Annotated in this window: 18 protein-coding genes; 12 read left to right on the top strand and 6 right to left on the bottom strand. The window is 50.4% G+C overall.

The genetic code is table 11. From position 1 onward, the window contains the following. Positions 1-8: 8 nt before the first annotated feature. Complete coding sequence (locus tag LY85_RS00060) at positions 9-1010, bottom strand: inorganic phosphate transporter (protein WP_141824997.1); 1002 nt, start codon at positions 1008-1010, stop codon at positions 9-11. 601 nt (positions 1011-1611) lie between these two features. On the opposite strand from LY85_RS00060, the gene LY85_RS19110 reads away from it, so the two are divergent. Continuing rightward, on the top strand, positions 1612-1788 hold the full coding sequence (locus tag LY85_RS19110) for a hypothetical protein (protein WP_185741048.1): 177 nt from the start codon (positions 1612-1614) through the stop codon (positions 1786-1788). Positions 1789-1834: 46 nt separating this feature from the next. On the opposite strand, the gene LY85_RS19105 is transcribed toward LY85_RS19110, so the two are convergent. From LY85_RS19105 to LY85_RS00055, 3 genes are read right to left on the bottom strand one after another with little or no spacing between them, the layout of a single operon-like run. Beyond that, positions 1835-1987 carry a hypothetical protein gene (locus LY85_RS19105; protein WP_185741047.1) on the bottom strand — a complete coding sequence of 51 codons (153 nt, stop codon included), beginning with the start codon at positions 1985-1987 and terminating at the stop codon, positions 1835-1837. Continuing rightward, a complete protein-coding gene (locus tag LY85_RS19640; protein ID WP_279230980.1) occupies positions 1984-2118 on the bottom strand; it encodes a hypothetical protein in 135 nt (44 codons plus the stop codon). Before LY85_RS19640 ends, LY85_RS19105 begins: the two co-directional genes overlap by 4 nt. Next, positions 2115-2315 (bottom strand): hypothetical protein, encoded by a 201-nt coding sequence (locus LY85_RS00055; protein WP_038323678.1) that lies wholly within the window; start codon positions 2313-2315, stop codon positions 2115-2117. Before LY85_RS00055 ends, LY85_RS19640 begins: the two co-directional genes overlap by 4 nt. A 182-nt stretch (positions 2316-2497) precedes the next feature. Here LY85_RS00055 and LY85_RS00050 point away from each other — a divergent pair, with 182 nt between their 5' ends. The 4 genes from LY85_RS00050 (at position 2498) to LY85_RS00035 (ending at position 5763) form a co-directional block, all read left to right on the top strand. Further along, positions 2498-3982 (top strand): recombinase family protein, encoded by a 1485-nt coding sequence (locus LY85_RS00050; RefSeq protein WP_141824996.1) that lies wholly within the window; start codon positions 2498-2500, stop codon positions 3980-3982. Positions 3983-4119: 137 nt separating this feature from the next. Further along, the gene (locus LY85_RS00045) at positions 4120-4401 is read left to right on the top strand and encodes a GNAT family N-acetyltransferase (protein ID WP_141824995.1); all 282 of its coding nucleotides are present in this window, start codon (positions 4120-4122) and stop codon (positions 4399-4401) included. Positions 4402-4655: 254 nt separating this feature from the next. Further along, complete coding sequence (locus LY85_RS00040; protein ID WP_038323675.1) at positions 4656-4889, top strand: hypothetical protein; 234 nt, start codon at positions 4656-4658, stop codon at positions 4887-4889. A gap of 415 nt (positions 4890-5304) precedes the next feature. Beyond that, positions 5305-5763 (top strand): hypothetical protein, encoded by a 459-nt coding sequence (locus LY85_RS00035; RefSeq protein WP_243122432.1) that lies wholly within the window; start codon positions 5305-5307, stop codon positions 5761-5763. A 77-nt stretch (positions 5764-5840) separates the two neighbouring features. Here LY85_RS00035 and LY85_RS00030 read toward each other — a convergent pair whose 3' ends face one another. Beyond that, positions 5841-8234, bottom strand: coding sequence for a UvrD-helicase domain-containing protein (locus LY85_RS00030; protein WP_141824994.1), 2394 nt, complete (start codon positions 8232-8234; stop codon positions 5841-5843). Between the two features lie 219 nt (positions 8235-8453). Further along, positions 8454-8819 carry an OadG family transporter subunit gene (locus LY85_RS00025; RefSeq protein ID WP_141824993.1) on the bottom strand — a complete coding sequence of 122 codons (366 nt, stop codon included), beginning with the start codon at positions 8817-8819 and terminating at the stop codon, positions 8454-8456. A 285-nt stretch (positions 8820-9104) separates the two neighbouring features. Here LY85_RS00025 and LY85_RS00020 point away from each other — a divergent pair, with 285 nt between their 5' ends. From LY85_RS00020 to LY85_RS00005, 7 genes are all read left to right on the top strand, one after another. Beyond that, the gene (locus tag LY85_RS00020; protein ID WP_141824992.1) at positions 9105-9962 is read left to right on the top strand and encodes an AraC family transcriptional regulator; all 858 of its coding nucleotides are present in this window, start codon (positions 9105-9107) and stop codon (positions 9960-9962) included. Continuing rightward, complete coding sequence (locus LY85_RS00015; RefSeq protein ID WP_141824991.1) at positions 9959-10612, top strand: DUF1836 domain-containing protein; 654 nt, start codon at positions 9959-9961, stop codon at positions 10610-10612. Before LY85_RS00020 ends, LY85_RS00015 begins: the two co-directional genes overlap by 4 nt. A 72-nt stretch (positions 10613-10684) precedes the next feature. Continuing rightward, positions 10685-11134, top strand: a complete 450-nt coding sequence (locus LY85_RS19755; RefSeq protein ID WP_207705539.1) for a hypothetical protein — start codon at positions 10685-10687, stop codon at positions 11132-11134. Positions 11135-11417: 283 nt separating this feature from the next. After that, complete coding sequence (locus LY85_RS19750) at positions 11418-11600, top strand: asparagine synthase-related protein (RefSeq protein ID WP_347562452.1); 183 nt, start codon at positions 11418-11420, stop codon at positions 11598-11600. 46 nt (positions 11601-11646) lie between these two features. Continuing rightward, the gene (locus tag LY85_RS19745; RefSeq protein ID WP_347562451.1) at positions 11647-12498 is read left to right on the top strand and encodes an asparagine synthase C-terminal domain-containing protein; all 852 of its coding nucleotides are present in this window, start codon (positions 11647-11649) and stop codon (positions 12496-12498) included. Positions 12499-12642: 144 nt separating this feature from the next. Then, complete coding sequence (locus LY85_RS19445) at positions 12643-12816, top strand: hypothetical protein (protein ID WP_243122431.1); 174 nt, start codon at positions 12643-12645, stop codon at positions 12814-12816. Between the two features lie 19 nt (positions 12817-12835). After that, complete coding sequence (locus LY85_RS00005; RefSeq protein WP_243122430.1) at positions 12836-13603, top strand: D-2-hydroxyacid dehydrogenase; 768 nt, start codon at positions 12836-12838, stop codon at positions 13601-13603. Positions 13604-13685 lie beyond the last annotated feature (82 nt).

Below are 13685 nucleotides of genomic sequence, written 5' to 3'. Positions count from 1 at the left end.
ATACCATTCTAAAAGATCAGTATAAACAGTTTGGTCATCGCATAACCAAGAATCAGGCAGGCAGGGAAGGTCAGTACCCACGCCATTACCATTTCTTTGGCAATTCCCCAGTTTACGTCGGAAAAACGCCTGGCCGCGCCCGCACCCATCATAGCGGTGCCCTTCGTGTTGGTGGTGGAAAGAGGAATTCCGGAGCACACGGTCGTAATCAGCATACAGAGAGACGCCACGATTTCAGCGGAAAATCCCTGATACTTTTCCAGTTTGACCATATCGATCCCCATGGTCTTAATGATGCGGTACCCGCCGATCGAGGTGCCGATTGCCATGACCAGCGAGCAAAGCAGCATAATCCAGATATCAATATGTACCGTTGCCGGAATAGGCTGATTGTTTGCAAGAAGAATTACAAGCACAAAAACGCCCATAAATTTCTGACCGTCCTGTGCGCCGTGACTCGTAGCCATTAAAGCGGCGGAAGCGATTTGCCCCAGGGAAAAGAAGCGGTTCGCTTTGGAACGCTTGACCCGGCGGAATAAAAAGCCGATCGCCTTGGTGACAACATAGGCCGCAAAAAAACCGACGACTGTTGAGATGACAATTCCCCACAGCACCTTCTGAAACTCGGCCAGCTTAAAGGCGGAAAAGCCGTTATACGCGATTCCGGAACCCATCAGCCCGGCAATCAGCGCGTGGCTTTCACTCGTGGGGATTCCGAATTTCCAGGCCGACACCGACCATATTACTATGGAAAGCTGAGCCGCACAAATGGCAATCAAAGGGTTGGAGCCGGTCCCGACATTGACGAGATTGGCAATGGTGCTGGCAACAGCCGTGCCGAAGCACATGATGCCCACCAGATTAAAAGCCGTAGCCATTAAAACGGCTGCCCGCGGGGAAAGCACTCGGGTCGAAACAACAGTAGCGATTGCATTCGGCGCGTCCGTCCAGCCATTGACAAAGATGGAAGCGCACACAAGGAGAAGTGCGATCATGAGCGCAAGTGACATGAAATTAACCTCATTTCGTCCTGTCGAGGGATGAATTCTTAGCTTTGATTAACATCTTACATTCATTTAACACAATTATAACAGAATATTAATAAAATATAAATAGAAAAGATTTTATAAAAGGACGAATTAATCAGGACGAAATAAGCTAATTTTGTATTTATTGCTTATTTTTTGCAGATTTTTACTCTATTTTAATGATTAATATTACTATGTATTTATTATTTTATATTATTTGTTTAGTTTTTCGAGATTTTGAAAAATCTGACTTATAATAGGAAAATATTTCTGTAACACAATGAAACAGCCGCCATAAAATGGTATTGAGAAACAAAGGTTTCACTAAATGTGTTAGGAGGATTATTTTATGGATGGAAATAGCACGGAAACATCTGCGAATGTGCAAAACACAGGAAATTTTAACGAAGCTGTATGCATAGACGGACTGCGCGTATATGATTCATGCAGTGAAGAACAGTAAACACGTTTGATACATACGGACCCGAACGCCCGGCCCTTCTTTCATCGCCCTCCGGAATAAAAAAGGAAAATTCTGCATGTTTCGGAAAAATAGTCATACACTATTCCAGAGGTGATTGGCTTGGACTATACAGGATATTACGAATTCCCGTTTCCGTCGAATCTGCCTGAGCAGGACAGAAAGGTAAAGGATTTCTTTTTCTCCCTGTCGGATGATCTGCAGCTGAAGCTGCTGAACGGAAGCACTTCCTACGAGCATTTTCACGACCGCGTTGCAAAGTATATGGGAAAACAATAGAAAACGCTGCCGCCCCGTGTGGGGCGGTTCTGTTTTTCTTCCCGCTTTATTTGGAAATCCTGGCGAGCCGGCGGAACAGCGTTTCATCCAGCTGCCGCTCCACGTTCCGTTCAAAAGCACGTTTATAGGCGGAACAGAAACGGCGGCAGATCCTGTTGTCGGCCCTTCTCTTACATTTTGCACATGGCGCGCAGATCATTTTTTGCTTTCCCCCTTTTTCAGACTCTTTTCACGCTCTCCCCGGTTAAACGCTTTCAGTCCGGCCCACGTCGGTTTCCATCCGTAATAACGGCACAGGGCCATATATCCCTGAAGGACTTCGTATTTCATGGGTACTTCCCCTTTCCTTTTATAGGGCTTTTCTCTGCCGGCACGTCCCAGTCAATGGTCACTTTCACGGCAGACCCGTTTTTTTCACTGCAGATCTGCTCCGTTACATACCGCAGATTTTCCCTGTTGCGTGCGATCTCTCCGGCCGTTCCCGATAAAATATGCACGGTGACAGCCGGTTTTCCTGTGTCGCGCATATGCATCACCTCAGTAAAAAATATGAATTCCGGTGTTTGTCCTATTCCCTCCGAAGCGATTTCGGAACGGTAATTCCAAAATTATTCAGAAACGGAAAAGGCCTCCGAATCCCAAAGGATTCGGAGGCCGGAATATTCATGGAACTCTTCCATAAATATAGGAAGAGAAAGCGGGTGATAAAATGAATACAGCCGTCTATCTGCGGAAAAGCCGTGCGGAAGAGCTGAGCGACACGGTTGACGAAACATTAAAACGGCACAGAGAGACCCTGCTGGAATTCGCCTCAAACAGCAATCTGACTGTGGTAAAAATATATGAGGAAGTGGTCTCCGGAGAATCGCTGTACGCCCGTCCCCAGATGCTGCAGCTGCTGGCCGACGTGGAGCACGGTCAATTCGACGCCGTACTCTGCATGGATATCGACCGTCTGGGGCGCGGCGCCATGAGCGACCAGGGGGTCATTCTGGAGACGCTGAAAAACGCGGACACAAAGATCATTACGCCGCGAAAGGTTTACGACCTGAACAATGAGATGGATGAGACCTATTCGGAATTTGAAACCTTTATGGCCCGGCAGGAGCTGAAAGCAATCAAGCGCCGGATGCAGAGGGGAATCCAGAAAACCATTGCGGAAGGGGGATACATCGCCAACGCCCCTTACGGATACGTGAAAACGACGGTCGGCAAGAGGCCGACGCTTGCGGTTCTGGAAGAAGAGGCCCGGTTTGTGCGGATGATGTTCGACCTGTACGTCGACAAGGGGATGGGCTGCCAGCAGATCGCCGACACAATAAACGCCATGGGCGCAAAACCGCACCGTTCCGAAAAGTTCGGCAGGTCTTCCGTCATGAAAATCCTGCACAACCCGACTTACACAGGCAAAATTGTCTGGAACCAGAAAACGCAGTTCCGGAAAGGCGCGAAAGGCGGCAGCAAACAGATCACCGTAAAAAATCCCCGAGATCAATGGACCGTCGTACAGGGAATCCATCCGTCAATCATTGACGGGGAGATCTTTGAACAGGCGCAGAAAACGGCGGCGTACCGCTCCCATCCTCCGGCAAATACGGGCAATGTGGAAAATCCGCTCGCCGGTCTTGTCTACTGCGCTCACTGCGGCTCTTTGATGCAGCGGCAGGTAACCCGCCGCGGCGGAACCTATCTGCTCTGCCAGAAGCCCGGCTGCATGGTATCCTCCTCCCTTCCCCTGGTGGAAAACGCGGTGCTGGACACGCTGAAGCACAGGATGAACCGTTTCACAATCACACAGGAGGATTCTGCGATGCGGCAGCCCGGCAGCAGAGAAATGCTCAGTGCCCTCGAATCGGAAATCAAAACCACCGACGGCCAGATAGAAAAACTGCACGATTTTCTGGAACAGGGAATTTACGACCCGGATACGTTTCTGACACGTCAGGCCTATTTAAAAGCAAAAAGAAGCAAGCTGGAGGAAATCAGAGACAAGGCCATGACCCGGCATCCCGGCAGCTGCGATATCGCCGGCAACCGAATCGGTACCGTGCTGGAAGCTTACGCTTCGGCCTCTCTGCAAAAAAGAAATCTTCTCTTAAAAGCGATGGTGGACAGAATTGTCTATTGCAAGGAAAGGGGTGCCAGGCCCGCGCAGTTCACACTGGAGGTGTATCTGAAACCATTTTATCCGTAGCCCAACCCTTTTTCCGGGCATTTGACGCATCCGGACGCGGCTTTTCCGAAATGGGAAAGAGACTTCAGAAAATAAGGCCCGCACATTGACAAAGTGCCTTTGGAAATGGCATACTACAAGAAAAAGGAGGGCTTATATTGGAATTGAAACAGGAACGAAACCGAATTTTTGCCGAAAACGAATCCGGCAGTATTGTTGCAGAGGTCATCTTCCCTGACATTGACGAACAAACGGTCAATATCGACCATACCTTCGTGGATGATTCCCTTCGGGGCCAGGGAATTGCCGGCAAACTGATGGAAGCGACTGCTGCTTTGCTGAGGCAGCAAAACCGGAAAGCGCGTCTTACCTGCTCCTACGCTGTGAAATGGTTTGATAATCATCCTGAGTATTACGATATTCGCATAAACAAACTATAAATCTAACTACTTCGACAGGAAGCATTCAAATATTATTTTTCTCCCAAGTCAAAATGGTCTTATTTCTACAAAATAGCATCAAAAAATTCATAAAAAATCCATCATATCACGCTACATTTTGTTTATTTATCCTATTTTTTTTCATTCCTTAAAATTTCTAAAATTGCGACTTTTTTCGCTATTGCAATTTTGAAACATTTCCTCTAAAATTACAACATGTTGCGCAACGAATAAAAATAAAGGATGTTTTTGAAATGCAAAGAATTAGCGTAAATCTCAAGCTTTTGAAAGAAAAAATTATGGAAATCGAAAAAGACGGAATGGGCTTAATTGAACTGCATATTGTTGCAAGCCAGATCGACGACAAATTGATTCACCCCACCTTCCTTCATCTGGAAGGCATTTCCGATACCGGCGAATACAAAGACTATGAAAGTATTGACGAATGCCCGGCTAAACAGTACCTATTGAAAAACATGCCTGCATAAGCGCATTTCTTCATGTAACGATACATAGCACCTGCCGGGTATCCTGGAATTGATGATATCATTATGAATATAGCAATAAATAGAATAATAAATACCAAACCTGCTTTCGCACTCGAACCTGACCTCCAGAGTGTACTTATAGCCCGTATACTCTTCTGATAAAGATTGCCTTGAAGATTTAAGGGTTTATTTCCCACCGGATAAGCACGACCTGATTGAGCATGCGACAAACGTCAGGCTCAGAAGCGCTGATGTCATTACCGTGTTCCTTGATCTGGAGCCGGTACCATTTAACAGGGGCTTTTATTCGGTAGATATGACCTTTTTCTTCGATGTATGCGTAGACGTATTCTGTCCGTTGGCCACAAACCCCTGCATTGTAAATGGTGTATCCATATTCAATAAGAGGGTAATTTTGTACGGCAGCGAGGGCAACGTAAAAATGTTCAGTTCCGATTGCACGCAGGACGACATCGACAGCCCATCTTCTATGTGCGGCAACGTGCTCCCTAAAGCAACCTGTCAGATTGCGGAGCCGATCTGCCTGTCCGCCAGGATCTGCGACTGCCAGTCGCATTGCAAGGAAAGCTGCTGCCGGATTCCCGACTCTATCTGCAGACATTTCGGGGGGCAGCTCGACTTTGCTTCCGATCGTACTGTTTATGTTACACTCGGCATTTTTACAATCGTCCAAATCGTCAGGAATGTACAAATGCTGATTCCTGCGTATGACTTCTGCATCCCGGAAAAAGAATGTGTCACTACATCAGACAATCCATGCGATATGTTCCGCCGCATTGAGTTTCCGACCGACGAGTTTTTCCCGCCCAAAGTTACTGAATGCAGCTGCAACGACCGTTCCCGCAAAGCATAAAGTCAGACAGCAGTCTGCCGAGTACAGATAAAGCCCGCCTGTTTTTTCAGGCGGGCTTTGGATTTATATCGCTTTGATCAGGCTTTTTGCAGGCGGGCAAAATTCGCCATCAGCTTTTTTGTTCCGGCTTGTTCAAAAGCAATCTCCAGCAGGGTATCGTTGCCCATAGGAGAAACGGAAAGGATCATCCCCGTCCCAAACGTTTTGTGAACCACGCTGTCCCCCACTTTGAACCCAACCTTCGGCGGCTCGCTGTGGATCAGGTTCGACGGGCCGAAGCTGCGCGCCGATTCGGTCGTAACCACCCGTGCCTCAAAAGCAGAAGTGGGAAGGGACATGCCCGGGGCCGGCTTTTTCCATTCTCTGGTGCGGCTGCGGACAACCAGTTCCTCGGGAATTTCCTCAACAAAGCGGGAGGGCTTGTTGCGGGAGGTGCTGCCGAAGATCATGCGGCTCTCCGCGTTGACAACATACAGCTCCTCTTTCGCCCTTGTGATGGCGACATAAGCTAGACGGCGCTCCTCCTCAATTTCCAGAGGATTGTAGATCGCCTGCATTCCCGGAAAAATCCCTTCTTCAAATCCGGGCAGGAACACGACCGGAAATTCCAGGCCCTTTGCCGAGTGGATGGTCATCATGACCACGCTGTCGAAATTTCCGTCAAAGTTATCGATATCGGTCAGCAGGGAGACTTCCTCGAGGAAGCCGGAAAGAGTCGCCTCTTCGCCGTTATCTTCCTCGTACTTGATCAGGTTGGACGCAAGTTCGTTGATATTGTCGATCCTGTCCTGCACGTCGTCGTTTTCGGACGCCTTCAGGCTGCCGATATAATCCGTTTTGTCAAGAATCAAATGGTAGAGCTCATTCAGGCTCGTATGTTCATCGTTTGCGGCGTCAATCAGCTGCTGCATGGTCGCGGCAAACTGCAAAAGCTTGGGCGCGGTCCGTTTCAGGGGCTCGTACTGATCAGCGGTTTTAATCACGTCGAACACGCTTTCCCCCAGTGTGGCAGCGATTTCCGTAGCCTGTGCAATCGTCTTGTCCCCAATGGAGCGCTTCGGCTGGTTGATGATCCTGCGAAGCCGGATTTCGTCGTAAGGGTTGTTGATGACGCTCAAATACGCAATCATGTCCCTGATTTCCTTGCGCTCATAGAAGCGCAGACCGCCGATAATGCGGTAAGGGATACCGGATTTTACAAAGATTTTTTCAAGGATATTCGACTGGGAATTCATGCGGTACAAAATCGCATGGTCGGAAAATTTCCGGCCGGCCGCAACGCCTTCCAATATCTTCTTTGCGATAAAATCCGCTTCGTCCTGTTCGCTGAAAGCGGTATGTACGCCGAGCTTCTCCCCTGCGGGGTTGTCCGTCCAGAGCGTTTTTCCTTTACGCTCCCTGTTATTTTCAATGACCGCGTTGGCCGCATTCAGAATATTTTTGGTAGAACGGTAATTCTGCTCCAAGCGGATCACCTTCGCATTTGGAAAGTTCTTTTCAAAGCTCAGGATGTTCTCGATGGTTGCGCCGCGGAATTTGTAGATGCTTTGGTCGTCGTCGCCCACAACGCAGAGGTTTGCGCTCTTCTGGGCAAGCAGCTTGACCAGCAGGTACTGCGCGTGGTTGGTGTCCTGGTACTCGTCCACCATAACGTATCTGAATTTGTTCTGATAGTACTCCAGTACGTCCGGGTTCTGCTGAAGCAGGTACACCGCGTTGCAGATCAAGTCGTCGAAATCCATGGCGTCCGCTTCCTTCAGCTTTGCCTGATAAAGCTTGTACGCCTGCCCGATCATCCCCAGCCTGCTGTCATTGCCGGCCTGCTGCACGTATTCCCCGGGCAGGATCATGCTGTCCTTCGCGTGGGAAATCGCCGAAAGAATGGATTTATAAGAGAGGATTTTATCGTCGATGTTAAGGGTCTTCTGACATTCCTTCATCATCCGGCGGGAATCGTCCGTGTCGTAAATCGTGAAATGATTGGAATAGCCGAGCTTCTCCCCGTCATGTCTCAGCATGCGCGCACAGGTGGAATGGAATGTGGAAGCCCAGATATCGTTTCCTTCTTCCCCGAGCATGGCAATCAGCCTGTTTTTCAGCTCTCCGGCCGCCTTATTGGTGAAGGTAATGGCAAGGATCTGCCACGGGCGGCAGGGCTCCACGGCGAAATGGCCTTTCACCTGCGGCGTTAACGGCTCGTCCGCGCTCAGATACCGCCTGGCCGCTTTCAGGTCTTCCTCCGTCAGATAACTGGAAATGGTTTTGCTTATGTAGGCGTTTCCGTAACGGATGATATTGGCGATACGGTTCACCAGCACGGTGGTTTTACCGCTTCCGGCGCCGGCAAGGATCAGCAGGGGGCCGTTTACACAGAAAACCGCTTCCCTCTGCCTGTCATTCATTCTGAAAAATTCCTTATCCAGAACATTTTTCCTGATCTCCATCATTTGATCCGTTGTAATATTGTTCATGAATTCACCGCCAGAACTTGATAATTTGGGCGGAAACCGCCCATAGGTTTCTTATTGCATAAGTTTAATTATACAATATTTTGAATACAATAGCAAACAGGAATTGGGAACATACAAATACCCGCACTAAACCGAGTGCGGGTATTTCATCAATATTGAGACGCCGGGCGTCAGTCATTCAAGGAAAATCCCCGTGCCCGGAAAACCCCGGACGGCTCACTAAAAAGGGCGGGTACTCTCCAGTAACCCTGCCATTCCCCATGCGGAGCGGCTGGGCTGCGAAGAGCGGCGGATACCGGTCACCCTCCCGGCGGAGGCGCCGTATAAAGCGTAAACAGCGGCGGAAATGACCGCTACCGTTTCTTCGGAGATTCCGGCCTGAACAGCGGGAACGACCGCCGAACCAGCGGATAAGGCGGCTGCCGGGGCAGCTTTTGTCCGTGCCGCCGGATTGGACTGCAGCGCTTTGAGTTCCGCGCCATAGCTTTTAATCAAACGGGTCAGGGACAGGAGAACAATGAAAACAATGACAAGACCGGCCAGCAGAACGATCATGGAAACCTGAATTTTTTGATCAGGGCTCATAATTTTAATCCCTCGTTTCTGAAAATATAATGATATAAAAAATACAATGATTCCATCTGCAGCATTTCCAGTTGATTGTGCAACAAGGTTGTGTTTCTCCCCCGCCTTCGGCGGGGGAGAAACGTGTTTTATCTCGCAAACCGAAATGCAATTGCTATAATTATAAACGAAGAAGGTATTTATTTCAATTATATTTTACTACTTTTTGATTTTTATTGCATAAATGTGACGTGCGAATTATAATAAATTCATGAAGAAATATTGGAAGGGAGGTTGGATTTCCTGATGACGAATGACGAATTCAGGCGTTCTTTCCGGGTGCCTTTTCACAACAGCCTGGGGCTGGCCGTCTACAGCTGCGGAGTCCAGCGCTGCGGCGCGTGCCATTCCTGGGGACCCGCCGTACGCGACCATTACCTGATTCACTATATTTTGTCGGGGCACGGCGCTTTTACCAGCGGCGGACAGGAATACCATCTCTCGACGGGGGACGGCTTCCTGGTGGAACCCTCGCATGTCGTTCATTATGTTGCGGACCGGGAAGACCCGTGGGAATACTGCTGGGTCGGTTTCAACGGCAGCGACGCAAAAAGGCTGATGGGCCAGACAGGCCTTCTGGACCGCAGCCCTGTTTTTCACTACGAGGAGGACCGGCTTTTTGAGGAGCTTCTGCTGAAAATCTGCAATGCCTCCGGTTCCAGCCCCAGCGACGAGGCGAGAATGGAGTCCGGCCTCCTGCTGTTTCTGGCCGCGCTGATGGACAAATTCGGGGTTCCGTCCACACAGCAGGCAAACGGGTACGAGTATGTGCAGAAAGCAATCAAGTTTATCGAATACAACTATTCCAGCGATATCGGCATCACCGATATCGCTTCCAGCGTGGGAATCAGCCGCAGCCACCTGTACCGGCTGTTTATGCAGCATATTTCCCTGTCGCCGAACGAGTATCTGATGCGCTACCGCATCAGCAAGGCTTCCGAGCTTCTGGAGTCACGGAATCTTTCCGTCGGCGAGGTCGCATATTCGGCGGGTTTTTCCGATCAGCTGTATTTTTCCCGCGTATTCAAAAAATGTATGGGCACGCCGCCAAGCCGTTTTACCTGCTATGAGCGTGCGGCAAAAACGAAGGAGGACTCAAAATGAGCGAAGCAGCCGAACAAATCTCGAAATGGGCGGAGGAAATTGAAGAATACAGCTCGGTGGACTGGGAAAGGCTGCCGGAAATTTATTTATATATGGACCAGGTGCTGACCTATATGAACAAACAGCTCAGCCTTTTTGAACGCAATGAAAGCACCGGCCTACTGACGTCGAGCATGATCAACAACTATGTAAAGGACGGGGTTCTTCCCCGGCCCGAGCAAAAAAAATATTCTCGCGAACATCTGGCGATGCTGATGGTCATCTGTATGCTCAAGCAGGTTTTATCCATTCAGGATATCTCTTCCCTGCTCAAAACCCTTTTGGAGGACGCTTCCAAAGACGAGATGTACAGGCGTTTCTGCGAAGCGCACTCCGTCGCGCTGAAGGAGGTCGGCGACCGCGTCCGTTCCACTGCGGGAGAAGGCGACGCCGAACTGACCAGGCTGGCAATCGAGCTGTCCATCGAGGCCGCCGCGCGCCGCACGGCGGCGGAAAGAATTCTGAGCGAGCTGGCTGCTGAACAGGAAAAGGCAGCGAAAGCGGAAAAAGGCAAGGCGAAAAAAAAGAAAAATAAATCAAATCACACAAATCGAAAATCCAACCGTCCCGCCGTCATACGGGGCGGTTTTTTTCATTCCCATTCCACATAAAAGATGCGGATCTGTTAACCATAATGACGGATGAGCATAATATAAAAAAGACAAAGAAAGCGAGGGATTACTATGTGTGGAATTGCGGGGTTCTGTGATTATCATGACGATTTGAGCGAGGAAGCGCTGTTCTGGCGCGCACTGGCAAAAAGAATGGGAGCGAAACTCAATCACCGCGGCCCGGACGACAGCGGCGTTCATGTTTCGGCCCACGCGGCGCTGGCCCACACAAGGCTTGCGGTTGTGGATATTGAGGGCGGCAAACAGCCGATGACCGCTGTTGCGGACGGGTTCCGCTACACTATCGTGTATAATGGGGAGCTGTATAATACCGAGGAGCTGCGGTCGGAGCTGAAAGCGCTCGGCCATACGTTTGAAACCAAAAGCGATACCGAAGTCCTTCTGAAATGCTACATCGAATTCGGATTTACCTGTGCGGAAAAACTGAACGGCATCTTCGCCTTTGCGGTAGACGACGAAAGGCGCGGCTGCTGCTATTTATGCGCGACCGTTTCGGCGTAAAGCCGCTGTTTTATTCCATAGAAAACGGGCGGCTTGTGTTTGCCTCGGAAATCAAAGCGCTGTTTGAATATCCGGGAATCAACCCTGTGATTGACCGGCAGGGGCTGTGCGAGATATTCGGAATCGGACCGGCCAGAACCGCCGGAGTCGGCGTATTCAAAAACATACTGGAAATCAAGCCCGGCTGCATCGCCGTGTTTGACAGGCAGGGTTTTGAAACATATCCCTATTTCAAACTGAAAAGCTACGAGCATCCCGACAGCTACGAGGACAGCGTAAAGCGGTGCGGTACCTTGTGGAGGACGCCGTTACCAGACAGCTTGTTTCCGATGTGCCGCTTTGCACCTTTCTTTCCGGCGGCCTCGATTCCAGCATCATCACCGCGCTGGCGGCAAGGAATTACCAGGCGGCGGCAAAACTCTTTCCACCTATTCCTTCGATTTTACCGGAACGACAAGTACTTTAAGCCAACGGCCTTTCAGCCCGGCGCCGACAAGCCATGGGTCGCCAAAATGGCGGAGTTGTTTCAGACCGACCACCACTATCTGGAATGCGACAACGTAACGCTGGCCGACAAGCTTTATGACGCCGTTGAGGCCAAGGATTTGCCGGGCATGGCGGACGTTGACTCTTCCCTGCTGTATTTCTGCAGCCTGATCAAGAAAAATCATGTGGTGGGCATCAGCGGAGAATGCGCGGATGAAATCTTCGGCGGTTACCCGTGGTTCCACAAGAAAGAGGCCTTTGAAGGTCACTGCTTCCCATGGTCGCCCGACCTGTCCATCCGGACCGGACTGCTGATTCCCGAAATCGCCGACGCACTGCACATTGCGGAGTATGTAAATATGCGGTATGAAGAATCCATTGCCGCCGTCCCCGTTCTGGAGGGTGAAAGCGCACAGGAAAAGCGGCGCAGGGAAATTTCGTTCCTGAACATTAACTGGTTTATGTCCACCCTGCTTGACCGCAAGGACCGGTCGAGCATGGCAAGCGGGCTTGAGGTGCTCCCGTACGCAGACCATCGGATCGTGCAGTATGTGTTCAACACTCCCTGGGAATACAAATGTCACGACGGCGTGGTGAAAGGCCTGCTGCGCGACGCGGCGCGGGAATGGCTGCCCGAAGATATCCTGATGCGCAAAAAGAGCCCCTATCCCAAAACGCATAATCCGGCCTACGAGATGCTTGTGAAGCAAAGGCTGACGGAAGTCCTGTCAAACGGGGAAGAACCGCTCCACAAGCTCATCAGCCAAACCGCCGCCGCGGAACTGCTCAGTGAAAAATCGGATTACGGCAAGCCGTGGTTCGGCCAGCTGATGGCGGGTCCCCAAATGATGGCCTATCTCAGATCAACTACTGGCTGAAAAAATACGATATCGCAATTGAACTGTAATTTCCTGTCCCAATGAAAGGATCTCCCGGTTGCAATTTGAAAGCTCCTGTTATACAATAAAACAAATTTCAGATCAGAAAAATAAATCCTATCAAATTGCAAGGGAGTATCCATCATGACTTTTTCCAAGCGCATCCTTGTTTTTCTTCCCGTCGAAGCACAGCATCAATCGCTGCTCGAACAGTCCGCTCCGGACTGCCGGTTTACGTACAGCTCTTACAGAGGCGTTACCAAAGAACAGGTGCAGGACGCCCAGATCATCATCGGCAATCGCCGGCGGAGTACCTGAAGGATTCCCCGAATCTGGAGTGGCTGCACTGCAGCAGCGCCGGAGTGGACGCCTACCTGAAGGAAGGCGTCCTTCCCAAAGGCACGACGCTGACGAATTCGACGGAGCATACGGCCTTGCGGTTTCCGAACACATGCTTGCCATGCTTCTGGAAATCATCAAACGCCTTCATACTTACCGCGACGCGCAGAAGCTGCATGTCTGGAAGGGTCAGGGCAAGGTGAAATCCATTCATGGTTCCACCGTTCTGGTACTCGGCATGGGAGATATCGGCGGTGAATTTGCCCAAAAGGTAAAAGCGCTGGGCGCGTACGTCATCGGGCTGCGCCGCACCGTCGCAGAGAAGCCGGAGTACGCCGACGAAATGCATTTGACCGCGGAGCTGGACAGTCTTTTGCCCCGCGCGGACATTGTCGCCCTCTGTCTGCCCGCCACAAAGGAAACCGATCACCTGTTTTCGCGCGAACGTCTCGCCCTGCTCAAAGAAGGCGCAATCCTCCTGAATGTCGGACGCGGCACGCTCATCGATACGGAAGCGCTCTGTGACACACTGGAAAGCGGGCGTCTCTTCGGAGCCGGCCTTGATGTGACGGACCCGGAGCCTTTGCCGGAAGGCCACCGGCTCTGGGATATTCCCAACGCCGTGTTACTCCCCATATATCGGGATTTTACCATTTGCAGGAAACCCTTGAGCGCGTGGTGCGTATTGCCGCGGAAAACCTGCAGCATTACGCAAACGGCGAACCGCTCAACAACGCCGTCGATTTTGCCGCCGGCTATCGGGTGAAAAAGGATAAAGAGATTTCAAAAATTCTCTCAAAGATAAAAACGCTGCAGCTCCGCAAAAATGTGGAACTGCAGCGTTTTTA

The organism is Clostridium sp. KNHs216, from assembly GCF_006714885.1.
Classification (GTDB): Bacteria; Bacillota; Clostridia; order Oscillospirales; family Acutalibacteraceae; genus Caproiciproducens.
Note: the sequence above shows the minus strand (reverse complement) of the source record. Positions and strands in the feature narration are given on the sequence as shown.